Annotated in this window: 21 protein-coding genes; 14 read left to right on the plus strand and 7 right to left on the minus strand. The window is 39.4% G+C overall.

Annotated elements, in window-relative coordinates:
- Nucleotides 1-143: 143 nt before the first annotated feature.
- Together QPX86_RS13005 and QPX86_RS13010 are read left to right on the plus strand one after the other, a co-directional pair.
- Nucleotides 144-650, plus strand: coding sequence for a glycine cleavage system protein R (locus QPX86_RS13005; protein WP_220755342.1), 507 nt, complete (start codon nt 144-146; stop codon nt 648-650).
- Nucleotides 651-961: 311 nt separating this feature from the next.
- Nucleotides 962-1,780, plus strand: a complete 819-nt coding sequence (locus QPX86_RS13010) for a DUF2797 domain-containing protein (RefSeq protein WP_285162940.1) — start codon at nt 962-964, stop codon at nt 1,778-1,780.
- An 82-nt stretch (nt 1,781-1,862) separates the two neighbouring features.
- On the opposite strand, the gene QPX86_RS13015 is transcribed toward QPX86_RS13010, so the two are convergent.
- Nucleotides 1,863-2,441: a DUF4136 domain-containing protein gene (locus QPX86_RS13015; RefSeq protein WP_259651396.1), complete on the minus strand. Its 579-nt coding sequence runs from the start codon at nt 2,439-2,441 to the stop codon at nt 1,863-1,865.
- A gap of 337 nt (nt 2,442-2,778) precedes the next feature.
- Between QPX86_RS13015 and QPX86_RS13020 the strand changes: the two genes are divergently transcribed.
- Genes QPX86_RS13020 through QPX86_RS13030 form a run of 3 tightly spaced genes read left to right on the plus strand, consistent with a single transcriptional unit; the run spans nt 2,779 to nt 5,190 of the window.
- Entirely contained in the window at nt 2,779-3,375 is a 597-nt protein-coding gene (locus QPX86_RS13020) for a LysE family translocator (protein WP_220755344.1), read from the plus strand.
- Nucleotides 3,376-3,403: 28 nt separating this feature from the next.
- On the plus strand, nt 3,404-3,967 hold the full coding sequence (locus QPX86_RS13025) for a DUF1415 domain-containing protein (protein WP_285162941.1): 564 nt from the start codon (nt 3,404-3,406) through the stop codon (nt 3,965-3,967).
- 17 nt (nt 3,968-3,984) lie between these two features.
- Nucleotides 3,985-5,190: a multidrug effflux MFS transporter gene (locus QPX86_RS13030; RefSeq protein ID WP_285162942.1), complete on the plus strand. Its 1,206-nt coding sequence runs from the start codon at nt 3,985-3,987 to the stop codon at nt 5,188-5,190.
- A 687-nt stretch (nt 5,191-5,877) separates the two neighbouring features.
- On the opposite strand, the gene QPX86_RS13035 is transcribed toward QPX86_RS13030, so the two are convergent.
- Entirely contained in the window at nt 5,878-6,315 is a 438-nt protein-coding gene (locus QPX86_RS13035; RefSeq protein WP_220755447.1) for a MarR family winged helix-turn-helix transcriptional regulator, read from the minus strand.
- 100 nt (nt 6,316-6,415) lie between these two features.
- Between QPX86_RS13035 and QPX86_RS13040 the strand changes: the two genes are divergently transcribed.
- From QPX86_RS13040 to QPX86_RS13050, 3 genes are all read left to right on the plus strand, one after another.
- A complete protein-coding gene (locus tag QPX86_RS13040) occupies nt 6,416-6,964 on the plus strand; it encodes a DUF2798 domain-containing protein (protein ID WP_220755446.1) in 549 nt (182 codons plus the stop codon).
- A 63-nt stretch (nt 6,965-7,027) separates the two neighbouring features.
- Complete coding sequence (locus tag QPX86_RS13045) at nt 7,028-7,342, plus strand: DUF3861 domain-containing protein (RefSeq protein ID WP_285162943.1); 315 nt, start codon at nt 7,028-7,030, stop codon at nt 7,340-7,342.
- An 80-nt stretch (nt 7,343-7,422) separates the two neighbouring features.
- Nucleotides 7,423-8,277: an SDR family oxidoreductase gene (locus QPX86_RS13050; protein WP_285162944.1), complete on the plus strand. Its 855-nt coding sequence runs from the start codon at nt 7,423-7,425 to the stop codon at nt 8,275-8,277.
- 85 nt (nt 8,278-8,362) lie between these two features.
- Here QPX86_RS13050 and focA read toward each other — a convergent pair whose 3' ends face one another.
- Nucleotides 8,363-9,307 carry a formate transporter FocA gene (gene focA / locus QPX86_RS13055; RefSeq protein ID WP_285162945.1) on the minus strand — a complete coding sequence of 315 codons (945 nt, stop codon included), beginning with the start codon at nt 9,305-9,307 and terminating at the stop codon, nt 8,363-8,365.
- Between the two features lie 616 nt (nt 9,308-9,923).
- Here focA and pflB point away from each other — a divergent pair.
- Both pflB and pflA read left to right on the plus strand, forming a co-directional pair.
- Complete coding sequence (pflB, locus tag QPX86_RS13060; protein ID WP_220755442.1) at nt 9,924-12,206, plus strand: formate C-acetyltransferase; 2,283 nt, start codon at nt 9,924-9,926, stop codon at nt 12,204-12,206.
- A gap of 92 nt (nt 12,207-12,298) precedes the next feature.
- Nucleotides 12,299-13,030: a pyruvate formate lyase 1-activating protein gene (gene pflA, locus QPX86_RS13065; protein ID WP_285162946.1), complete on the plus strand. Its 732-nt coding sequence runs from the start codon at nt 12,299-12,301 to the stop codon at nt 13,028-13,030.
- Nucleotides 13,031-13,040: 10 nt separating this feature from the next.
- On the opposite strand, the gene yfbV is transcribed toward pflA, so the two are convergent.
- The gene (gene yfbV / locus QPX86_RS13070) at nt 13,041-13,484 is read right to left on the minus strand and encodes a terminus macrodomain insulation protein YfbV (protein ID WP_285162947.1); all 444 of its coding nucleotides are present in this window, start codon (nt 13,482-13,484) and stop codon (nt 13,041-13,043) included.
- A 175-nt stretch (nt 13,485-13,659) separates the two neighbouring features.
- Between yfbV and ackA the strand changes: the two genes are divergently transcribed.
- The 3 genes from ackA to QPX86_RS13085 all read left to right on the plus strand — a co-directional run bounded on the left by ackA (nt 13,660) and on the right by QPX86_RS13085 (nt 18,195).
- The gene (gene ackA / locus QPX86_RS13075) at nt 13,660-14,859 is read left to right on the plus strand and encodes an acetate kinase (protein ID WP_220755439.1); all 1,200 of its coding nucleotides are present in this window, start codon (nt 13,660-13,662) and stop codon (nt 14,857-14,859) included.
- A 63-nt stretch (nt 14,860-14,922) separates the two neighbouring features.
- Nucleotides 14,923-17,070: a phosphate acetyltransferase gene (gene pta / locus QPX86_RS13080; protein WP_285162948.1), complete on the plus strand. Its 2,148-nt coding sequence runs from the start codon at nt 14,923-14,925 to the stop codon at nt 17,068-17,070.
- A gap of 675 nt (nt 17,071-17,745) precedes the next feature.
- The gene (locus QPX86_RS13085) at nt 17,746-18,195 is read left to right on the plus strand and encodes a hypothetical protein (RefSeq protein WP_220755437.1); all 450 of its coding nucleotides are present in this window, start codon (nt 17,746-17,748) and stop codon (nt 18,193-18,195) included.
- 631 nt (nt 18,196-18,826) lie between these two features.
- Here QPX86_RS13085 and hrpA read toward each other — a convergent pair.
- Nucleotides 18,827-22,702: an ATP-dependent RNA helicase HrpA gene (gene hrpA, locus QPX86_RS13090; RefSeq protein ID WP_285162949.1), complete on the minus strand. Its 3,876-nt coding sequence runs from the start codon at nt 22,700-22,702 to the stop codon at nt 18,827-18,829.
- 133 nt (nt 22,703-22,835) lie between these two features.
- Complete coding sequence (locus QPX86_RS13095) at nt 22,836-23,252, minus strand: CBS domain-containing protein (protein WP_220755435.1); 417 nt, start codon at nt 23,250-23,252, stop codon at nt 22,836-22,838.
- Nucleotides 23,253-23,836: 584 nt separating this feature from the next.
- Here QPX86_RS13095 and QPX86_RS13100 point away from each other — a divergent pair.
- Entirely contained in the window at nt 23,837-24,013 is a 177-nt protein-coding gene (locus QPX86_RS13100; protein WP_285162950.1) for a DUF6435 family protein, read from the plus strand.
- 271 nt (nt 24,014-24,284) lie between these two features.
- On the opposite strand, the gene QPX86_RS13105 is transcribed toward QPX86_RS13100, so the two are convergent.
- Nucleotides 24,285-25,700: a DUF4397 domain-containing protein gene (locus tag QPX86_RS13105; RefSeq protein WP_285162951.1), complete on the minus strand. Its 1,416-nt coding sequence runs from the start codon at nt 25,698-25,700 to the stop codon at nt 24,285-24,287.
- Nucleotides 25,701-25,825 lie beyond the last annotated feature (125 nt).

Raw genomic sequence — 25,825 nt, forward strand, 5'->3', positions numbered from 1 at the left:
CACGTAGCTGTTGTAAAAATCAGCAGTTTAGCGAGCTTATATGACATTTTTTGAATGCCATTTTAATTGGCTGAATTATATGACGTAAATATGACAGTAGTGTTACAGCAGATTTATTTGTTAAAAATTTGGGAGTTTCATATATGTTACGTTACCTGATCACCTTGCAAGCCCCTGATAGAGTAGGATTAGTTGAGCAAATCGCAAATGTTATAAGTCGTCATAATGGTAACTGGCTTGATTCAGAAATGCGTCATATCGACGGTGTTTTTGCAGCAATATTACAGTTAGAAGTATCTGCATTAAAATGGGATGCGATGCTGGAAGCTTTAGAGTGTATTGAAGGACTAAACTACGCCTACTCTAAAACTGGCCATATCGCAGAGCCAATCAAGCGTTTAAGCTTTAACTTAGTGGCGTATGACCGTGAAGGTTTAGTCCTTGAAATATCAAATAAGATCAATGCGCTTGGAATAAACATAGAGCAGTTTAGTAGTCAGCAAGAAACGGCAAGCCATAGCGGTATCGCGCTATTTAGAGCCACTATGGGCCTAGGCTTATCAAACCCAAACCAAGAAGAACAGTTAACAGAATCCTTATATGAACTTGGTGATGATGTTGTGCTCGATAAACTCAGTAAAAGCACTTAGTTATTAAAATTTATTCTTGAAATTAGCTACTAGTCATCAGTCACTAACAATTCGCAACGGGTACCAATAACGACGAACCTGCTGTTCATAAGCATATTACGCCAGCGTGACGATTCATTATCCACGCTGGTGTCTAAGCCATATATCAAGTTTTCTACCCGTTACATTTTCGATGTCATTGCGATAAAACTTCATTAAACTGTCATAATATCTTTGCCCGCATAGCTGTCAGTTCAATCTAAAAAACCGTTTAATTTTACCTACAAGCATCTGTTAGACTAAGTACAAATGATAAAAACAAAGAGTATAAAATGTTAGGAACGCTGTCTAAAATGCGCACTCAGCTTGATGAGCAAAATGAAGTGCAATACAAACTGCCTGTGGGCGACGAAACCATCGACCTTAATCCTTTAATTGGTAAAACACTGACACTCACTCACACAGGTAATATATTTTGTTGCAGTTGCGGTAAAAAGACCAAGAAGAGTTACTCTCAAGGACATTGTTACGTGTGTATGTCTAAGCTTGCAAGCTGCGATTTATGCATTATGAAGCCTGAAACATGCCATTTTGACAAAGGCACATGCCGTGAGCCTGATTGGGCTCAAAGCCATTGCTTTGTTCCCCACTATGTATATTTATCGAATACCTCAGGGATTAAAGTCGGCATTACCCGCTACACTCAAATTCCGACTCGTTGGATCGATCAAGGCGCGACGCAAGGGCTCCCTATATTCAAAGTTTCAACCCGCCAACTATCAGGTTTAGTCGAGGTTGAATTAGCCAAGTTAATCAACGATAAGACAAACTGGCAGGCGATGCTTAAAGGCAATGCTGAAGATGTTGATTTAGTCGAAATAGCCAATCAACTGTTCCCTGTGATTGAAGAGCGTTTACAAGAAATCAAACAAGAAAACCCGGATTTTGTTATTGAGCGCTTAGATAATTCGATTCAAGGGATCAAGTTCCCTATCACTGAGTTCCCTAAGAAAGTGAAATCCCATAACTTTGATAAAACCCCTGAAGTGACGGGTATTTTGCAAGGTATCAAAGGTCAGTACCTCATATTTGATACTGGCGTAATTAACATCCGTAAGTTTGGATCGTACGAAGTCGATGTCGCCGTGTAAACGTTGCATTAGCTTATAGATAAACAAAAAGGCCGCTGAAATATATCAACGGCCTTTTTAGTATTCAAACAGTATTCGAAAACTACATAACGTGGTTTGGCACAGAATTTAACATCATAGTGGTAAGCTTATCAAAGCGCTGTTCGCGATCTTCAATCGGCTTCCCCGTATCAGTGAAGCCTTGTGCAAGAACCTTCCATACAGGTTGAATACGAATAGGGCTAAATAGTGCAACGAGTACCGAACCTTTTTCATAGTCGTCATCAACACCCTTGGTCGATAAGCCGGCAACTAAACCCGCACGTTTCATGATTTCTTTATCACTCATTTCCGACTCAAGAGCCATGCCAAAACCCACTAAAATGCTTGGTGACTCATTACCTTCAACATAATGATATCCCTTAGCTTCCATAATCTTAGTGATAGATTGACGCATATGTCTTACTAACTCGGCATCATTAAGCTTATTCGCGCTATGAACCGTAAACATGGTTGGATGCCAGCCAAAACTTGTTGCACTTGAAGAAATTAAATCTAAGTCGCCCGACGTAACCATAGTAATTCGACTTGGAACCGGATCAATACTGGTTTCATTAGTTGCACAACCACTAAGCAATACCGCGACTAAGCTTATCCATAAACACCACTGTTTGTTTATCATTTATCCGTTAATCCTATAATCAGAAACTGGCAAGTACTTCGTAAAAAAGCACAACCATTAAGAGCAATTTTCAAGCGCAAAAATTAAAAAATTAATATCTATTTTAATTTAACATATGAACCCTAACCTAACCTGACTCAAATTTAATAACAACAAATCTAAATATTTTAAGTATATTTAAAACACTTAAGAACAAATAACAAAAACAGCTCCAACCACTTTACTACAAACGTATCTGAATATAATTCACTAAACACAAGTTTTTTGTTTGTTCACTAGGCGATAACCGCTAAAATACCTATCTTACATAAATTCCCCATCTAGAATAATAAGGTTTATGGAACTCATTATTACCATCGCATTGTTTGCCTTTTCTGCAGGTATTACTCCAGGTCCAAACAACATTATGTTGATGACTTCTGGGGTAAATTTTGGTGTTAAACGCAGTATTCCACATTTATTAGGGATCATTGTTGGCTTCCCTAGTATGGTTCTCGCCATTGGTTTAGGCCTAAGTGCTGTGTTTCAAGCCTATCCTGTTGCCCATCAAATGATAAAAGTGGCTGGCATTATCTATCTGCTTTATCTTTCTTGGCTGATTGCTAATAGTTCTAGCAATCTGGAAGGAAAACAAACAGCAAAGCCATTTAACTTTATACAAGCAGCAGCGTTTCAGTGGGTTAACCCAAAGGGTTGGATTATGGCTGTTGGTGCTATTGCGACATTCACTAGCATTGACCATTCTTTAGCGCCACAAGTCATTACCATTGCAGTAGTGTTCTTCTTTGTTGCATTACCTTGCGCCTCAATATGGCTGAGCTTTGGCGTTGGCTTAAAAAAATTACTCAAAAATCAACGTCAGCAAAGAATATTTAATATTTCAATGGCGTTATTATTGGTGCTATCTATTATCCCTATGGTACTACCTAACTAGTCGTGTCAATTAAGCAGCAGGAATTCAGATGTCAGAGTTAAACGAATATCATCTAGAGACGGCAAACTGGGTCAACAAAGTGATAATGAAATACAATATTTGTCCTTTTGCTCGTCGTGAAGTTGAACGCAACAGCATTCGCTATTACTGCAGTGAAAACACTAAAGTTAAGCAAGTCATGAAGGACTTTTTGACCGAATGCCGATACTTGGATGATAACCCTGAAGTTGAAACCACTCTATTCATTATGCCCCGCGGCTTTGAAGGCTTTTACTGCTATCTCGATATCGTTGATTTAGCAAACGACAAACTGTTTGAAAACGAATATGAAGGAGTTTATCAACTGGCAAGTTTTCATCCAGACTATTGCTTCGAGGGCGAACCACAAGATAGTGCGGCAAACTTTACCAACCGTTCCCCTTACCCAACGATTCATATCATTCGCGAATCAAGTATGGAAGCTGCACTCGCCGAATATGATGAACCAGAAAGCATACCTGAACGGAATATCGCTTTTGCAGAACGAAAAGGTACTGAATTTTTCACTGCTTTACTCAAGCAATGTCGTGTAGCCCCTTCAAACAATAAATAGCTAAAAAGAGTATCGATTTGAATAAACCACAGCAGTTACTGGGTAAAACCGGTATGCTATTTTTTCTGGTCATTATTAGCGCTTTTCCGCCGTTAACGATTGATTTGTATTTACCCGCTTTACCCACCATGGTTGAAGCGCTCAATACCAATCAATCAATGGTGAACTTAACCCTCAGTAGCTACTTTATCACTTATGCTTTCGGTCTACTTTTTTGGGGGCCATTAAGTGAAAAATTTGGCCGTAAACCTATCGTGCTAATTGGGATAACCGGCTACATTGTTACTAGCATTCTTTGCGCCTTATCAGCCAGTATTGAGCAACTTATCCTAGCCCGCATACTGCAAGCCTTTGCTGCGAGTGCTGTCACTGTGGTATCAACCGCCATCGTAAAGGACATGTATACCGGCCGAGATCGGGAGAAAATCATGGCAACTATCATGTCACTGGTCATCATCGCTCCTATGGTTGCGCCAGTTATTGGTGCTTTTTTATTACAAGTTGCCACATGGCGAATGATGTTTGTCGCATTAGCTATATTTGGCAGTTTCGCGGGTGTTTTGGCCTTATGTTATCAAGAAACCCTTGAGAAAAGGTATCAGGGCTCAATACTGAGGTCGTGGGGACGACTTGCGATTATTATCCAAAACCCTAGATTTGCCATCTTATTAGTCATATTTTCAATTTCGCCAATGGCATTAATGGGCTTTCTCGCTTCTGGTTCATATATATACATTAATGATTTTGGATTAACCGAACAGCAATTCAGCTACGCGTTCGCTTTTAATGCGATGTGCGCAGCCTTTGGGCCAATGATTTATATGCGTTTATCCCGTTACATCACGGTGAAAAGGATCATCACTTTGTGTTTTGTCTTTTTATCAGTAGCAGGCATATTAACCCTAACCATAGGTCATTTATCGCCTATTATTTTTGCCCTTATTGCTGCGCCAGCTACTGTCGTTATCATCACGATGAAAGTACCTGGTACAAACTTAATGCTTGATCAACAAAGCCACGACACGGGTTCAGCCGTGGCTTTAATTCAGTTTTGCAGTATGACTTGCGGCGCACTTGGAATGTTACTTGTTTCACTTAGCCAAGAGTCTTTAATTAAAAACCTAGGCCTCATTCAACTCAGTGTTGGGATAATAGGTGCAATCTTATGGTTACTTGTTAAAAACAAACCTTTTGTTACTGATAAGCTATTAAAAAACAAATAAAAATCTTCATTTAAAAAAGCGTGAGCGATAAACCACATTAACTTATGATTGTATCGCCCACGCTCGTTAAATATCTTTTTAGAACTTATTTTTAGTTTCTACACTAACAACCCATTGACGCCGCTAAAGCTATTACCATAGTTATTCCAGCCTAAACCAAACGCATTGGCGATATCTAAGTACAAATTCGACATACCTGCATTATTGGCATCAATAGCTATCCCTTTATTTATCGCATTGCCTGCCCCACCCGCAAGATAAATACCTGATTTGGATTCACAATCAAAGGGGAGAATTCAGAATTTAAAGGTAAAACATTGAAATACAATGCAATATATTTTGATTGAAATGTATGCAGTTGGATTGCATACGTATTCATAGATCTTTATTAGAAAAGGGCAATTTAATGAAGGTTTTATCACTTTATTTAGAGAGGTAGACGAAAATATTAATACCGCCACGATTTTAATTATATTGGCCTATTGCACTAAATAAGTTCGCTCATAAATAACAAGATACAAAACAGTATTAAAAGAAAATTTAGTTTAAAAATTTAACTTGATTAGGTGATTCATACTGCCGCAAACAGCAGCATTAATTTGTTATTCATTTCAAATAGAAAGCTTTGCTGTGTAAGTTTACAAGCAACACTAACAGCAGAGTTTAAACTCACACAAAGCTTCACAATTAATTAAGTGACTTTGCACCTAAATTTGTTGCCATTCTCTTAGCGATAACTTGAAATACCGCGAGCTCATCTTCTGTCATCCCAGCTGTCATTTGTTGATAAATATTTTTATCAATTGAATTGATCTCCCCCATTATCAACTGACTTTTTTCAGTTAAACGCAAACATTGGCTGCGCTTATCTTCAGGGTTTGGTTCCTTAACAATCAGCTCTTGGGTAATTAATGTATTAAGTAAACGCGTCACTTGGGCCTTGTCACGATTTAAAAAGTTCGCGATATCTATAGCGCTACACGGCGCTTTTTTACTAATGATTTTAAGTACTCGCACATGCATCGGTGCGATGTCTAAATCCAGTTGCTCAATATTATCGTGTAACTGACGCTTCAAAACATGTACTAACTGAAACAGGCTTTCTAATGATTTTCTATCTTGCATAACGAGACTCCACAACAAAACTAGTTGACATTATCAACCATAAAAACTATAGTTGATATTATCAACTACATTAACAGTTATTTCAAGACGGAGGATAACTATGGTTCATCAAGCATTAAATCCACAATCACTGAACGCACAAGCGATTAATTCACCCACGTTTAATTCAAGCGAGATAGTTACCTTGAAGCCAACAAATAATAAAACACCTCTGATTTATAAAGTGCTCACCGTCTTAGGCATGATGACATTAATGGGCGGCACATTAACAGGTGTGATGACATTTTTAAATCTTGGTTACAGCGATAGTTTTTTCTCTGACTGGTTAAGTGCATTTTTGCTGGCAGCAGTTACAGTGATGCCAGCGGGTTTTACCATGATGGCATTACTAACAAAGCTCGTAGAGATACTCATGCTCAATTCGGGAGAAAAACTAAAGAACACGCTTATAGGTATTAGCATGGCTTTGATTATGGAATCAGGTATCGCACTATCGACAACTTACAATAATCTTGGGGTTACAAATTCGGAAACGTTTTTTACCGCTTGGTTCAATACTCTAGTCACAGCGCTGCCTTTTGCGTTAACCATAATGGTTATCGTGTCATTGACCATAAAACCTAAAGTAGAAGCCATATTAAAAGGCTAAACATTAATCACTAAACATTTACTTCAAATTTAACGACTATAAACTATTTATAAGGTATTAATTATGAGCACAATTATCCGTAAAGGTCACAGCTATCGTATTACTGTCGAAGAAATCAACTTACCAGAGTCACAGGTAGGTAGAACGTTAGGTTTTGAATTTCAAGATAGAGAAGACTTATTCAACGTTGTTGATAAATTACAACAAGGCAGTGGGTTAGAAACATCTTTAGCGACTAGAGTTGCAGTGTCATTGCGCCTATTAGGTCCTGTGATGATGGAAAACCGTAAGCACCCATTATTTGCTGAATTTATGCCACACTTTAAATCATTTATGCAGAACTTAAAAAGTACAGTTAAAAGCACAATGAAAAAATAGTAATTTATTAAGGTGTACTAAACACACCTTAAGAATCAACTATGGATAAATTATCAATTTAATCCTTTAGGAGTTATTGAATGAACATCGCTATTACCGCTGCAAGCGGACAACTAGGTACAGCAATTGTAAAAGCTCTGTTAGCCATTAACCCTAAAGAAAATGTTATCGCATTAGCACGAACGCCAGCTAATGCGCGACATCTAGGTGTGGAAGTTCGACCTGGCGATTACAACGAACCATTACAATTAGAGCAGTCACTGCAATCAATTGATGTACTGCTAGTCGTCTCTGGTATGGATGCACCTGATAAACGAATTCGTCAACATCGTAATGTCATTGAGGCGGCTAAAAAAGCCGGTGTGAGAAAAATAGTTTACACCAGTGTTCAAGGGGCAGAAGAAAATACCGCCTTCTCCCCTGTTATTCAAAGTAATCGTCAAACAGAGCAAGATGTTAGAGATAGTGGTTTAGATTGGGTCATTGGCCGTAATGGAATCTATATAGAGCCGGATATTGAATACATCGACAGTTATAAAAAATTAGGCTTTATTACTAATTGTGCTAATGATGGTAAATGCGGCTATACCACCAGAAGTGAGCTGGGCTTTGCCTATGCGTGCATGCTCACCAATGATAAGCATAACAGTCAAACTTATAACCTCCATGGGGAAGCACTCACTCAATATCAATTGGCTGACTATATGAATCAAGCCTTTGATACCGAATTGACTTATAAACCCATGACGGTTGAAGAATATCAGCAAGATAGAATTGCTGAACTAGGTGATTTTATCGGTACTGTGATTGCGGGAATTTATCAAGGGATCCAAGAAGGTAAAGCAAATAATCCAAGTCACTTTGTACAAGCTGCAGGCAGAGCACATATTAGCTGGGACGAGTACTTCACTGACTTTAAAAGTCATAATATATAAACGTTCGACTTGTTCTAGATAGCACAAAGCCCAGTATTTACTGGACTTTTATATATTTGAGTCGCTTATGAAAATTGCTTCACAATCAATCTTTTTGCTCAGCTTTAGTCACTAACGATGCATTGCTCGCACCTTCAGAACCAATCGTTAATTTACCTTGCTCAACAAGCCAGAAACCTAATCCAACAAACACCCCGCCGCCAACAATATTGCCTAATGTCACCGGAATGAGATTGTTAAATACAAAATTGATTAAGGTTAAATCGGCATATTGCTGAGGGTTAATGTTTAACGCAAGGTAGAAACTTTCAGGAGCAAAGCTATGTATCGCAACTCCCAAAGGCACCATAAACATATTGGCAATACTATGCTCAAAGCCACTACTAACAAACATCGCTACAGGTAATATCATTAATAAAGATTTGGTTAATAAATCTTTAGTTGCAAACGTCATCCACACAGCAAGACAAACCAGCATGTTACACAAAATACCTAAAGTGAAAGCTTGACCCCAAGTGTGATGGATTTTATGTTGCGCAATATTGAGTGCATTAAGCCCCCATTGTCCGCCATTTAACTCGAACATACGTGACGTCATTATCAGTAGCACCATTATTAATGCACCAATTAAATTACCGCCATAAACTCGCGCCCAACATTGTAGTTGTGTTGCAGTTTTAATTTGTTTTTGTGCCCAAGGAATGGAAGTAAGTACAGTACTGGTAAATAACTCAGCGCCACATACAACCACTAAAATGAGGCCAAGGCTAAATGCAATACCACCAATAAAGCGGGTCATGCCCCAACCGCTGGTACTGCCAGTGGTTACCGTGACATAAAATACAAATGCAATGGCAATAAACGCACCTGCAAATATCGATAAGATGAAAGATTGCCAAGGGCTTTTGGCCACCTTAGCTAAACCAAAATTTTCAGCTTGTTCGTAAGTCGTCGGTTCTGACGGCTTATTCGTTAACTCGGTCGTTGAATCTGCCGATTTTTGGCGTTCTTCACCGGTTAATTTCTGCATAAAAAACCTCAAATCTTTTAAAACTCAATAGGACTAATAAAGCAAATAAACAGCGTGACTTGTTATAACAAACTTAACCGCATTCAACGCCATTATTTAATCATACAAATAAATTGGTAATACCAAGAATAGTCATGTGAACTTGGTAATAAAGCTGCTTTTAAAAGTAAAGCTTTCACTAATAAATGATCGACTTATCTAAAAGATGCTATAAAACAGTATAGCAAAGCTATATTGCGATAAGAAGGTAACAAAAAGCTAGCCAACAACAAGCCGCAAGAGTAGTCACTAATGATTGAATAAAAAACTTTTTGGTCAAAAAGTGTTAGCCAGATAACAGTTTTGTCCATATCTTATTCGATTTTGATTTAATTAAGTGAAGTTGCATAAAACCTATGCTAATATTCTTTAGGTAAATTGGTCTTACCAATTTATATTTGCAAAGATTTTCGCTAACTCAGTACCAATATTAGTGAGTTAGCCAACAGATTAGATGCCCTAGTAATTATCCATTAATAGGGGTCTCAATTTTTTGATATGCCAACTTGGTTGTAACAGTTATCAACTACCATCGTATGGGCACATCAACAGTCAATTAACGAGAAGGTAAATTACCATGACCGATAAAACAGAGTTATTTGCAAACGCTTGGCAAGGTTTTGAAGCTGGCGATTGGAAAACTGAAGTTAATGTTCGTGACTTCATCCAGAAAAACTACACACCTTATGAAGGTGACGAGTCTTTTCTAGCTGGTGCAACTCAAGCTACTGAAACACTTTGGGAAAAAGTGATGGTCGGTATTAAGCAAGAGAACAGCACTCACGCTCCTGTTGATTTCGACACAAAAATGGTTTCAACCATTACCTCTCATGATGCTGGCTATATCAACAAAGATTTAGAAACCATCGTTGGTTTACAAACTGATGCGCCACTTAAACGTGCAATGCTACCTAATGGTGGTATTCGTATGGTTGAAGGTTCTTGTAAAGCTTACGACCGTGTATTAGATGAAGACGTTAAATACACTTACTCTGAATTACGTAAAACCCATAACCAAGGCGTATTCGATGTTTATACTCCTGAAATCATGGCGTGCCGTAAGTCTGGTATTTTAACTGGTTTACCAGATGCATACGGCCGTGGTCGTATCATTGGTGATTACCGTCGTATCGCACTTTACGGTGTTGACTACTTGATGAAAGACAAGTTCGCTCAGTTCTCTTCACTTCAAGCTGGTTTTGAAGCAGGCGAAGATTTAGCAAGCACAATGCAACTACGTGAAGAAATTGCAGAGCAGCATCGTTCTTTAGGTCAAATGAAGAAAATGGCAGCTAAATACGGCTGTGATATTTCTCTACCAGCAACCAATGCTAAAGAAGCAATTCAGTGGACTTACTTCGGTTACCTTGCTGCAGTAAAAAGCCAAAACGGCGCAGCAATGTCATTAGGTCGTACTTCATCATTCCTTGATATTTTCATCGAACGTGATATCGCTAACGGCGTATTAACTGAAGAACAAGCACAAGAAATGGTTGACCATTTCGTGATGAAACTACGTATGGTGCGTTTCTTACGTACTCCAGAATACGATGAGTTATTCTCTGGCGACCCAATCTGGGCAACTGAATCTGTTGCAGGTATGGGTTTAGATGGCCGTACTTTAGTGACTAAGAACAGCTTCCGTTTCTTACACACTTTATACAACATGGGCCCTAGCCCTGAGCCAAACATCACTGTTCTATGGTCGAACGAATTACCACAGGGCTTTAAAAACTTCTGTGCCAAGGTATCTATCGATACTAGTTCTATCCAGTATGAAAACGATGACTTAATGCGTCCTGATTTCGAATCAGACGATTACGCAATCGCATGTTGTGTGAGCCCGATGATTGTGGGTAAACACATGCAGTTCTTCGGTGCTCGCGCTAACTTAGCAAAAACCATGCTTTACGCTATCAATGGCGGCGTGGATGAGAAACTGAAAATCCAAGTAGGCCCTAAAGCCGACAAGATTACTGCTGAAGTTTTAGATTTTGATGATGTAATGGGTCGTTTAGACGGCTTAATGGATTGGCTAGCGACACAATATGTGACAGCACTTAACTCAATTCATTACATGCACGACAAGTACTCTTATGAAGCTGCGTTGATGGCACTTCATGACCGTGACGTTCGTCGTACTATGGCATGTGGTATTGCTGGTCTTTCAATTGCTGCCGATTCATTATCAGCAATTAAATTCGGTACGGTTAAGCCTATCCGTGATGAAGACGGTATTGCAATCGACTTCGATATTTCAGGTGACTACCCTAAATTTGGTAACAATGACCCACGTGTAGATGACATCGCTTGTGACTTAGTTGAACGCTTCATGGCTAAGATCCGTACTAAGAAAATGTACCGTGATGCGATTCCAACACAGTCAATCTTGACCATTACATCAAACGTTGTATACGGCAAGAAAACAGGTACAACTCCAGACGGTCGTCCAGCTGGCGCGCCGTTTGCTCCAGGTGCTAACCCAATGCATGGTCGTGATGAAAATGGTGCGATTGCATCACTTACATCAGTAGCGAAACTGCCTTTTGCTCACGCACAAGACGGTATCTCTTACACTTTCTCTATCGTGCCAAACGCGTTAGGTAAAGATGAGACTGGTCGCCGCGCTAACCTTGCATCGCTAATGGACGGTTACTTCATGAGTAACGCTAATAGCGAAGGTGGTCAGCACTTAAACGTGAACGTGATGAACCGTGAAATGCTTGAAGATGCAATTGTGAACCCTGAAAAGTACCCACAATTAACCATCCGAGTATCAGGTTACGCTGTACGTTTCAATGCACTAACACCTGAACAGCAACAAGATGTAATTACTCGTACTTTCACTAAAGGCTTGTAATACTTGTTAAAATTGGTTGTACTAATATACCGTTATGCGTCCATAACATTTAGTTAGTGCAACCATTTTTTTTTTGCTTGTTTGGAGAGCCCATGACCACAGGTCGTATCCACTCTATTGAATCCTTTGGTACCGTTGACGGTCCTGGTATCCGCTATGTTGCGTTTATGCAGGGTTGCTTAATGAAATGTCAGTATTGCCATAACCGTGATACTTGGGATTTAGACGGCGGTAAAGAAGTCACTGTTGATGAGCTTATGAGCCAAATCATCGGTTACAAACCTTTCCTCAAATCGGGTGGTGTGACAGCAACAGGTGGAGAAGCCATTCTTCAAGCTGAGTTTGTCGCTGAGCTTTTCAAAGCTTGTAAAGAAAATGATTTACATACCTGCCTCGACACCAATGGTTTTGTCCGCAAATACTCACCTGTGATTGATGAGTTACTCGATAATACCGACTTAGTATTACTCGACATAAAACAAATGGATGATGCCAAGCACATCGATTTAACTAAGGTCAGTAATCAACGCACGCTTCAATTTGCCGAATACTTAGCAAAGCGTAATCAAAAAACTTGGGTCAGATATGTGGTTGTCGATGGTTTTACTGAAGATCTTGCTTCAGCTAAAGCATTAGCAGACTTTATTGAACCAATGAAGAATGTTGAAAAGGTAGAGTTACTACCTTATCACCAGTTAGGCACTCACAAGTGGGAAGCGTTCGGTGAAACATATTCGTTAATCGACACCAAACCACCAAGCAAAGAAACAATGGAAGCCATTAAAGCGGTATTCACTGAACGTGGCATAAAAGCAGATTATTAAAAGCAGCTTACTAAAGCTGTTCCCAGTAACTTTTATCCAAACGTTCGAACGCCATTTTTAAAATAAGTGCCATATCTAAATAACACGCTTTAGCCCCTAGAGGTTGGCAGGTTATGCCCATGGAACTCATTTTAGTAGTGAGCTGGTTAGTCCAATCAAATAGTGTTATCGGCAAAGGGTGTTTAGCACGTAATCCCAGCCATAACAGGCCTTGAATAGGCAAACTGATAAAGAACAATAGTATGGCGATGGCTTGAGGTAAAAATGCCCAGCCGTTGACATACACTTGGCTAATTGCAGCCAAGATAGCAAAAAATGGCATAAACATAATGCCTAAATGGGTTGCCCTAACGACACGGTATTCAGGGAAATAAAACCCAAGTTGTCGAACCATAGGCCAGGTTTTCATATAACGTCGACCATCGCCAATGATTTTGAAGACTTTTACGCTCAACGTTACGCCCTACAAGATTTGAAAGATATATGCACAATAGCACACAGCGATAATTAGCCCCAAATTTACGGTAAATTTATCGGTTGTTTAGTAATTAATTAACTATGATTGATAGTTGAAATAACACATTTCACGTCGATTTAAATTTTGCACTATCAGACTAAAAGGTCTCAACATGTCAGAAAAACTCGTACTAGTACTCAACTGCGGTAGCTCTTCTTTAAAATTCGCTGTAATTGATGCTGTTTCAGGTGATGATCACATATCAGGACTTGCAGAATGCTTCGGTTTAGAAGATTCACGCATCAAATGGAAAGTTAACGGCGCAAAAAATGAAGCCAAATTAGGCGCATTTACCGCTCACCGTGAAGCTGTTGAATACATAGTTAACAATATTCTTGCTGATCAGCCAGAATTAGCGGCTCAAATCCAAGCAATTGGTCACCGTATTGTTCATGGCGGCGAAAAATACTCTCGCTCAGTGATCATTAACGAAGACGTTATTACTGGTATTGAAGACTGTGCATCACTAGCACCACTTCATAACCCAGCGCATCTAATTGGTATTCGTGCAGCAATGGCTTCTTTCCCTGCTCTACCACAAGTTGCTGTATTTGATACTGCATTCCACCAAACGATGCCAGAGCACGCTTATATCTACGCACTACCTTACAAGCTATACCGCGAACACGGCATTCGTCGCTACGGTATGCACGGGACTAGTCACTTATTTGTTAGCCGTGAAGCCGCAAAAGTGCTTAATCAAGACGTAGCTGATACTAATGTGATTGTTGCACATTTAGGTAATGGCGCTTCTGTAACTGCCGTTAAAGGCGGAAAAAGTGTTGATACTTCAATGGGTTTAACGCCATTAGAAGGCTTAGTTATGGGTACACGCTGTGGCGATATGGACCCTTCAATCATCTATCACCTAGTGAACCAACTTGGTTACACCATCGATGAAGTCAACAACTTACTCAACAAACAAAGTGGTTTGTTAGGGATATCTGAACTAACAAATGACTGCCGTGGTATTGAAGACGGTTATAAAGATGGCCATAAAGGCGCGACATTAGCATTAGAGATCTTCTGCTACCGTTTAGCCAAGTATATTGCTTCTTACACTGTGCCTTTAGGACGTTTAGATGCCGTTGTGTTCACAGGTGGTATCGGTGAAAACTCTGACATCATCCGTGCAAAAGTACTAGAAATGCTGGCTATCTTTAATTTCAATGTTAATGAAGAAAAAAACCTTGCTGCACGTTTCGGTAAAGAAGGCGTGATCACAGAAGAAGGCAGTACAGTGGCGATGGTTATCCCTACTAATGAAGAATGGGTTATCGCTGAAGATGCCATTAAGCTCATCAAAGGTTAATCACCATTGCCCTACGTAAAGCCTGCTTAGCGGGCTTTATTTACGCTATTTATAGAGGTTTCTATGTCTCGTAATATTATGTTAATCCCAATTGGTACAGGTGTAGGTTTAACCTCGCTGAGTCTTGGGATGGTACGCGCACTTGAACGCAAAGGCGTTAAAGTACAGTTCTTTAAGCCGATTGCGCAAATTCGCAATGGTGATAACGGTCCTGAACGTTCAACCACTATATTAAGCCATTCGCCAACCGTTAATCCGCTTGAGCCATTTTCAATGGAACATGCTGAAAACTTAATTCGCTCAGAGCAAATTGACGTGTTAATGGAGCAAATTATTGCTCGTGCTAGCGAATGTGCTGCCAACACAGAAACCATCGTTATCGAAGGTTTAGTGCCAACTCGCACTCACCCATTCTCAGACGACATCAACTTTGAAATTGCCAAAGCACTTGATGCCGATGTGATTTTCATTGCCACACCTGGTAACGATACACCTAACGGATTAATGAATCGCTTAGAAATCGCTTACAACTCTTGGGGTGGACACAAAAATAAACGTCTTATTGGCTCAATCATCAATAAGATTGGTGCACCTGTCGATGATGAAGGCCGTGCACGTCCTGATTTATCAGAAGTATTTGATCATGCCGAGGCATCGACTAACGATACTTCAGCCATGTTCCAACTTCCAGGTAAAAGCCCACTGCGTATCTTAGGTAGTGTGCCTTATAACCTTGATTTAGTGTCACCTCGCGCGTCTGATTTAGCCAAGCATTTAAATGCTAAAATCATTAACGCTGGTGAGATGAACATTCGCCGCCTACGTAAAGTGACCTTCTGTGCCCGTAGTATTCCAAATATGGTTACCCATATTCGCACTAACTCTTTACTAGTCACTTCTGGCGATCGCTCAGATGTGATTGTCTCGGCCTGTCTTGCTGCAATGAATGGCGTAAAAATCGGTGCATTGCTGCTAACTGGTGGTTATGAGCCTGAGCCTGAAATCATGGCTTTGTGTGAACGCGCTTTTGAAACAGGTCTACCTGTATTTTTAATCGACAGTAACACATGGCAAACATCACTTAATATTCAACGTTTTGATCATGAAGTGCCAGTTGATGATGCTGTACGTATCGATAGCGTACAAGAGTTTGTCGCTAGCCACATTGACCAAAGCTGGATTGAGAGTGTTACTCAAAACTCTCCACGTGAGCACCGTTTATCGCCACCAGCATTCAGATACAAACTGACTGAGCTTGCACGCGCCGCGAAGAAAACCATTGTATTACCAGAAGGTGAAGAGCCAAGAACAATCAAAGCTGCCTCTATTTGTGCAGAGCGTGGCATTGCCCGTTGTGTGCTTTTAGGTAACGTTGAAGAAATCTTACGTATCGCATCATCTCAAGATGTCGTACTCGGTGAAGGTGTGCAAATCATTGACCCACTGCAAGCCCGTGACCGTTATGTGGAAGGCATGCTAGATTTACGTCGCCACAAAGGCTTAACTGAAGTCGTTGCTAAAGAGCAGTTAGAAGACAACATGGTATTAGGTACTATGATGTTAGCTCAAGACGAAGTCGACGGTATTGTATCTGGTGCGGTAAACACCACAGCCAATACAATTCGTCCTCCACTGCAATTAATTAAAACGGCTCCGGGTTCAAGCTTAGTATCTTCTATCTTCTTCATGTTGATGCCTGATCAAGTCTTAGTATACGGTGACTGCGCAATTAACCCAGATCCAAACCCTGAGCAACTTGCTGATATCGCCATTCAATCAGCAGAGTCTGCTGCGGCATTTGGTATTGAGCCACGTGTAGCAATGATCAGTTATTCAACAGGTACTTCAGGTACAGGTTCGGATGTTGATAAAGTGCGTGAAGCTACGCGAATTGCACAAGAGAAACGTCCTGACTTAGTCATCGACGGACCACTGCAATATGATGCTGCTGTAATGGAAAACGTTGCTCGCTCTAAAGCGCCAGACAGCCCAGTAGCAGGTAAAGCAACAGTATTTGTATTCCCAGACTTAAACACGGGTAATACAACATACAAAGCGGTACAGCGTAGTGCAGATCTCATCAGTATTGGTCCAATGCTGCAAGGTATGCGCAAGCCAGTAAACGATTTATCACGCGGCGCTTTAGTCGATGATATCGTTTACACCATTGCACTTACAGCAATTCAAGCGGCGCAAAACGAACAGCCTTAAACGGTCATTCACAGCCTATTTATTACTCGGTTAATAATAGAAAACAAAAAAGCACTTTCGCTTACGCGTCTGTGCTTTTTTATTGGCTGAAAATCAAGCTCAGAAACTGAGCGATTATCAATAGCATGATTTGTGATTAATTAACTGCAAATTCTAACAAGCTGTACTAACCAGAATTACAGTTAATTTAGAGAACAAACTAGGTGCACAACAAAAATGGCTCTTCATTACTCCACTTCAATAGGATTAAAAACACTTTATTAAATTGTGTTAATAATCGTATTTGAAAAGTATTTTTTATTGAATTGCAAGTAGTACAGACGAGAGAAAAGGATATATTTTCAGATAAAAATAGAAATTTACACAAGACAAATGAAGGGTGTCACTTTTTGACCAGCACTTAAAAACATTAATTATCATTAAGTTACAAACAAGGCTAATAGTATTCAACAAAGTTGTCCACAGATTTTGTGGATAACCCAAAGTTATCCACTAAACTCTACGAGCAAGTTCAGAATAGTTATTAATACTTATTTTAGACTATATAGTAAGATATGCCACGAGTCCTATTTACAGTCAAGGTCTTTATGCCAAAATTGCTAATAACAGTTAGTTGCTTGTGTCTGCTAATTGAAATAGCGATACTGGTCTATCATCATAAGAAACTTAACTACTATGCATAAAATTATTGTCATTATTAGTGTTTTACTCCTTACTGCCTGCAGCCCAGCAGAAGAGAATCAGCAGGGTCGGTTAGAAAAAGCATTAAGCCCTGAACAAGTATCCATTGGTTTCTTTAAAGCTATCTACGTCGATCGAGATGTGCAAAAAGCCAAAGTGTTCGTCAGCCCTGAATTGCAGGAAGTTATGTCACACTACCATATTGCATCCGCTGTTCAGCGTCATGTATTGGGCTTATCCATGACTGATGTCAATATGAGTATTGATGATATTGATATTGACTTCTTTCGTAAGTTCACCGATGAAGTCGATGTAAAAGTGAAAATCGAAGGCTTACGAGGTGGAAGCCCTTGGGTAGATGATCGCACCATCAAATTAGTAAAAAATGGTAAGCGTTGGACGATTGTTGAAGTACTCACGGAGAAAGGCCGTATTGACTTGTAACCTTGCGCGACAATTTCTCACTTTAATAGCACCTAAATTGTAGACATAAAAAAAGCAGCTAAGGCTGCTTTTTTTATGCTTGAGAAAGAGCTAATAGTATTAGTTCAATCTACTTATTCTTCTTCAGTAGGTAGTGACTCTAGAACGTCATCTTTTACTTGATAATAAGCATTTTCATATTCATGAACTTCCATAGTAACTCCTATCAACCTAAGGTCGTTTTGTAGGGGGTAAGGAATGTCTATTATATAGGGGGTGACATTTTCCTTTACAGAGAAGCAGTAGCCATCATTACTTCTTGTTATTGATTATACCAAGCAAATAGTTTCAACCCAACCAATAATTACAAAAAACTTTCAGAAATGTATGTGAGTTTAGTAAATAACTCGTTTAATAGTGCTTTTTAGCAAGGTAAAACTGTAAGTCTTACAAAAAAGATCACGAGTGCAGCATATTAATGTCACATTTAGCTATCTCACAATACAAGCTAATCACATATGCCGACTAATTTTAAGATGATAAAAAAGCGAGTGATACCGACTTAGATATCACTCGCTATATTTTTTAAACCTATCCTTATTAGCTTATTTTGTTTAGCCAATTCTTTAGCCAAAAGACTCGAGGTGAGCTCTTACACTTGGTTTATATGCATCACAATCCGTTTTTCTGAAATTGGATAAGCTGTACCTAGCACCTGTGCAAAACACGATACTCGGTATTCTTCTATCATCCAGCGCGCTTCAACCAATGACTCTGGTATAGGTTGCATTTTAGGTACTTTAGCAAGTTGAGCGGCTAATAAATCACTCACCTTAGCAATGCTTTGCATATGCAAACGGTCACGCGTTGGATCAACTGGCAGCTTATCTAAGCGGTTTTCAATTGCTTTCAAGTAACGTGCTACATCAGCAAGACGGCTCCAACCACAGTGTTCTACAAAGCCTTTAAATACTAATTTATCAAGCTGGTTATTAATGTCACTCATGGCGAAAGCGATATCTAAACTGATTTTACCTTTTAAGCGTTTTTTAATACGTTGATAAATCGTTAGAACTTGCTCGACTTGCAACGAAATTTGCTCTGCATAACCGTTAAGTTCTTGTCTTACCCAGTCTTTAGCTTGTTCAAACTGTGCTTCGTTACGCACATCAAGCTTTTTCTCATCTAACAATTGCTGAACCGAAGCTGAAATAATATCGTCAATCAGCAGTTGTACTTGACCGAAAGGATTAAAGTACATTGCAAGCTTAGCCTTATTAGGCAGCGCTTTTTGTAAGTGTTTAACTGGTGACGGGATATTGATGAGCAGTAAGCGACGTAAACCTATTCGGTGCTGACGTTCTGCTTCAAATTCGTCATCAAACAATTTAATAGAGACTTGATCTTTTTCATCAATTAACGCTGGATAAGCTTTAACTTCGTAATTGCCTTTACGCTTTTGATATTGCTTAGGTAAATCACCAAATGACCAAGTGGTGATTTCTTTCTTTTCAATACCATCCTCAGCCACATTACGAATCGCTTTTGCAACAACCCCTTGAAGTTTGTCTTTTAGGGTATCTAAATCGCGACCTTGATCCACCAGACGATGTTTGTCATCTTCAATCTTAAAATTAACGGCTAAGTGAGCACTTAACTGGGTTAAATCAAAATCATCCCCACTGATACGTGTACCTGTCATACGAAGTAACTGCTTACACATAGCATCAAGTAGCGGCATAGTAAACGGTTCCATCGCTTGCACACAAGCGCGGGCATAATCAGGTGCTGGCACAAAATTGCGACGTAGATTTTTAGGTAATGACTTAATCAGCGCTACGACCTTTTCTTCTCTAAGCCCTGGAACTAACCAATCAAAATCATCCGTATCAATTTGGTTAATCAAGGCCACAGGTATATGAACCGAAACACCATCATCTTCTGCGGCAGGCTCGAAGTGATAACTCACTTGCAGACCCAAATTAGCTTTATGCCACACTTCAGGAAAGTCCAATGCCGAAATATGATCAGCACTGCGTTGCATCAATAAGTCTTGATTGAAGTCCAGTAACTCAGGATTATCTTTACGAGCGACTTTCCACCATTTAAAAAACAGCGGCGCGTTATAAATGCCTTGTGGAACTAACGGGTCGTAAAAGTCTACCAACACTTGCTCATCAACCAAGATATCGCGTCGACGAGACTTATGCTCTAACGACTCAATATCATTCAGCAGTTGCTGATTTTTAATAAAGAAAGGCTCTTTTGTTTGTAACTGCCCTTCTGCTAACGCGCTGCGAATAAAGATTTCACGAGCCTCAACGGGATCAATAGGCCCATATTGCACTCGGCGGCGATTAACCACAGTTAGGCCATATAGCACTTGATTTTCAAAGGCGATAACACTAGCAGGCTTTGCTTCAAAGTGCGGTTCTAGATGATTTTTCTTAATCAAATGTGCCGCTAACGGCTCTAACCACTCTGGTTGAATTTTGGCACAGCAACGGGCAAATAACCGCGAGGTTTCAGTCAACTCCGCAGCCATGATCCACTTAGGGCCTTTTTTCGCTAAAGGAGAGCCTGGAAACACAAAGAACTTACGATTACGCGCACCTAGATATTCGTTATTAGCATCTTTAAAACCAATATGGCTCAGCAAGCCTGACAGTAGGGCTTTGTGTAAATTATCATAGCTTGCTGGTGAATCATTTAACCGCCACTTTAAGTCATGTACAGCTTGTTTAATTTGAGTATATAAATCCTGCCATTCACGTACTCGTAAATAGGCTAAATACTCTTCTCGGCATTGTTTTCTGAACTGACTGGCTGATAATTCGCTTTTTTGCTCTTTTAAGTAATTCCACAGATTTACCCAACTGACAAAATCTGAGTCTTTATCGGCATATCTGCGATGACATTCATCAGCGGCTTGCTTCTTTTCAATCGGCCTTTCACGCGGGTCTTGGATCGATAAACCTGAGGCAATCACCATCACTTCGTGCAAACAGCTCATATCTTTTGCTTCAAGTACCATTCTCGCCAAACGAGGATCTAATGGAATTTTAGCTAAATCACGGCCTAGGTTTGTCAGCACTAAGTCTTTGCGTTTTTGTTTAACAGCTTGCAGCTCTTCCAGTAGTAAAAAACCATCACGAATATGCTTTTGATCAGGTGGCTGAATAAATGGGAACCCTGCAATATCACCAAGACCAATAGCCAACATTTGCAGGATAACCGAGGCTAAATTAGTACGAAGGATCTCAGGATCGGTAAACTCAGGACGCTGATTAAAATCCATTTCGTCATATAAACGAATACATATACCTGCAGCAACACGACCACAACGACCTTGTCGCTGATTAGCACTGGCTTGTGAAATAGGCTCTATCGGTAAACGTTGTACTTTGGTGCGATAACTATAACGACTAATACGCGCGGTACCAGGATCAATAACATAACGAATCCCCGGCACGGTTAATGACGTTTCAGCCACGTTGGTGGCTAATACAATTCTGCGGCCAATATGACTTTTAAATACTTTTGACTGTTCACCATAAGATAGCCGTGCATATAACGGCAAGATTTCTGTATCGCGATATTTTTGTTTACGCAACATTTCAGCTGTATCACGAATTTCGCGCTCACCATTCATGAAAATCAAAATATCGCCAGGCCCTTCGGCCATTAACTCATCCACTGCAGAGAAAATCCCATCACTGACATCTAAATCAGCATCGGTATCTCGTACTAATGGACGGTAGCGAGTTTCTACTGGGAAGGTTCGGCCTGATACTTCAATGACTGGTGCATTGTTAAAGTGTTTTGAAAAGCGTTCAACATCAATGGTTGCCGAGGTAATAATCACTTTTAAATCAGGACGTTTTTTTAGAACTTGCTTAAGGTAACCTAAAATAAAATCAATATTTAAGCTTCGTTCGTGCGCTTCATCGATAATGATCGCATCATATTGATTTAAAAACTTATCTGATGTCAGTTCAGCCAGTAAAATACCATCTGTCATCAGCTTGATATAACTGTCTGGACTTATCGCATCGGCAAATCGGACTTTAAAGCCGACAACTTCACCTAGTGGACTGTTAATTTCTTCCGCAACGCGGTTTGCCACACTTCGAGCTGCAAGTCGTCTTGGTTGAGTGTGACCAATTAAACCGCGCGTTCCTAGCCCTAACTCTAAGCAAATTTTAGGTAACTGAGTGGTTTTACCTGAGCCAGTCTCACCCGCCACAATCACCACTTGGTTGGTCGCAATGGCAGAGGCAATATCATTACGTTTTTGCGATACCGGCAAGGAGTCTGGGTAGCTAACTTGAGGAATATTATTTAGTCGGTATTGCGCTTTATCGTAAGCGTTAACCGCTTGTTCTGACAACTTAGCAAGGACTTGATCTTTCTTTTCAGACTGAGGCTCTTTTTTTAACTGAAACAACCTACGACGAATTCTAGCCGCATCGGTTTGATAACAAGAGTTTAGGTATGCTTTAGAGAGCGGGTGTTGGTCCGAATTCAAATCTAATTCCTAGCAAGTATTTCAAAAACTGCGATCCTAGCAAGGAACTAGACTGAATGGTATTAGTTTGCAACAAACAACAAGGTAAACTTAGATTTATACTGCAGGTAATTGGCGATATTACCCTTAGCCTCTATGCAGGCGTTAAATAACATTGCTGCATATATATGTTCATCGCTTTAAGTACATCAGTACGGTTAATCGTCCCCACCACCTTTGCCCCTTCTACAACTGGGTAAATCTTCGGTTTTGCCCCTAACATTTGTTCTGCCAGTTGCAATATACTGCCCTCAGGCGAAGCGGTTAAGACATCGGTTTTCATGCAATCTTTAACAGTTTCAGTCATGTCACAGTGATAGCTGCTTTTTAGCATCACTGATAAGCAGTCTTGTTGAGACAAAAATCCCACCAGCTGACCATCATTATCAATCACTGCTGCGCCCGCTTTATTTTTGGTCAGCAAATGTTCTACTGCCGTTGCTAACGACATATTGGCTTTTAACAACACAGGTTGGCGATCCATATATTCTGAAATTTGAATTGAATCCATATATTACCCCTTTAATTTTAACATCAGCGCTAGTGTTCAATCGACGATTTATGTTTAGTCATTAAAAATCAAAACTCTAAATTTTCAGTATCGACTACACCTCATCTTTGATTTAGTTATCGTACTAATAATCGTACTAATAATCGTACTAATATTCGTACTAATAATCGTACTAATATTAGTGTAGTCAAATTTAACAAGATACGTTGATTGAATAACTAGATTGTCGTAACAGGAATTTAAGGGGGGAAATTGATGAGTGACAGACTTTCCTCAGAAGGTGAGTCATAAGATGACTCAAATATTTGCGGCCTTCATTCATCTACAAAAAACTGAGAGGCTGATTTCAGTAAAGGGAAATTACGGCAAAGCAGCCATTAATAATCGTGCTGTTAAGTGCTCAAACTCGACATACGTGAAACTAGCATGCTCGCTGAATATAAAACATTAGCAGCAAGAAACAAGCAACGGGTTCTGATTGGAAAGACAACTGTTAAACTTTCCATAATAATTAATTGAAAAATATAAAACTAAAACCTGTTTAAAAACGTACTAGTGCAAAAGGCTATTAAAAAGTGATTGGTATGTTTTCTATATTCAAGCAAGACCCCATCAAAAAACTCAATAAAGCTTATGAAGCTAAACTTGAACAAGCCATGTATGCACAAAGAAATGGCGATATTAAATCCTATTCAATGATTACCGCAGAAGCAGAAGACATTGTAAAACAGATTCAAGAGCTAGAGCGGCTAACAAAGTGATAACTTGATAGTGTTTGTCGGTGGCAAAAATGCTATGAATATAAATGAGTTAATGCCCTAATCCAATGGACAACATGAGTTAGGGATTAAACCTTGGCGCATAATAATCTGATAGAAAACAATGAAGTTTATTCTGTCGCCAGTTATTTATCACCCCCACAAATTTAAGTACCAAACAAGGCTAATGCTAGCTCTAGATGGGGTTGATAGCCCCATCTAAATTAGCTACTGGTCTTCTTTACTCAAAAAGTAAAAAAGCACATGTATTCACTTAATTGTTGATATGCGTTTGCAGTTCGTAAGGCGTGCCACCGTAGGTATAGTCAGTTGCAATTAAATTAATCACATCACCTTTTTCAATACCGCGTAACGATGTTTCAATAATTAACTCATCAGTCGATGCATTGTAGATATAAATATCGTAATCACCACTTTCCAATTCATAATCATCATTACCCATATAACTTAGTTCAATTTGAGCAGAATAAGAATCAGGATTAGCACCATCATTTAAAATTAAAACGTCAATAGCATCACTTTTTATATCACTAATATTGTGGCTAACTAAAATTTTCGCATGGGTATCTATAACACGCAGATCTTCTTCATTATCATTTACAGTAATAGCTGATGATGTGTCACCAGACGTTAAGATAAGAGTACGACTACCTGGTTGCATATCAACACTAAATGTATCAATTTTATCTTCAGTCGTATTATCCATTAAGTAATAGTTTCGAGTATCACCCGTATCAATATTTTCTATTTCAATATCAACTGAGTCAGACAAAGTACCAAATTCTAGGGCACTTGTGATTAAGCTGGCTTCGTCATCGTTACTAGCATCAGTTAAATAAATATCAAGATAAACATCTAAGTAATCAGGAGCTGAAATACCATGAAAGAAGCGCACATTTGCTGCTTGTGCTTCATTGGTGAGTTTACGGCCGCCATCAGTTTCAATGTCGACGATGGTATTGACGTGATCGTCTGAACCAGCAATCAGATAGCTAGTGAGTGCAAATATTTGAGCATCCCCGTCTGCTATCGTTATGCCGTCTGTCGATGCAATAATGATATCTGTGCCAGATTCAGTCAGTACCAATTTGTAACTACCTGATTCAATTTCTATTTCATCACTTGACGCTTCATATGCCAATGTATAATCGGCGACTTTATTTAATAAATCTTCACCTTCGTTTAACCAGTAAACGTCAATATCAGCGGCTGAGTTCGATAGATTGATAAATTGAATGATTGCATCATAGTCTTCATCAAAATCTTCATCGTATAAATCCGAAATGTCAGTCGTCAATGTTAACGATGACGGCGCATCTGTATCACCATAAATAATATATGTACTGGTTTTATTTTTGGATACACTAATACTATCGCCACTTGTAAATTCGTCATTCGTGGAGTTAGGTAAAATTTGATTAAATTCTAAGTCGTAGCTGTCATTACTGACTTGTTCGATACTGCTTGCATCACCGAACGCTAATTCACCTATAGACTCATCTTCAACCATAATTTCAATCGCTGGAGATTGCGCGACTAAATTAACAAATTGATAGTAGCCCATTGAACTAGAGTCACTACTTTCCTCAAGTAATATCGTTTCCCAATCACACGCTGCTAACGTTAACGATATTCCGACAAATAAGGTTGCGGATAATATTTTTTTCATTTTTCCCTTAAACATAAGAAAATGTGCACCTAAATTGTAAATATGCATTGATTATACTTTTGAATAGTGTGAATTTTCGTAAGCATTAAGGAAAAAGCGTGGAGGTTTAGTATAAGTAAGTAAAT

The sequence above is a fragment of the Shewanella goraebulensis genome, assembly GCF_030252245.1.
GTDB lineage: Bacteria > Pseudomonadota > Gammaproteobacteria > Enterobacterales > Shewanellaceae > Shewanella > Shewanella goraebulensis.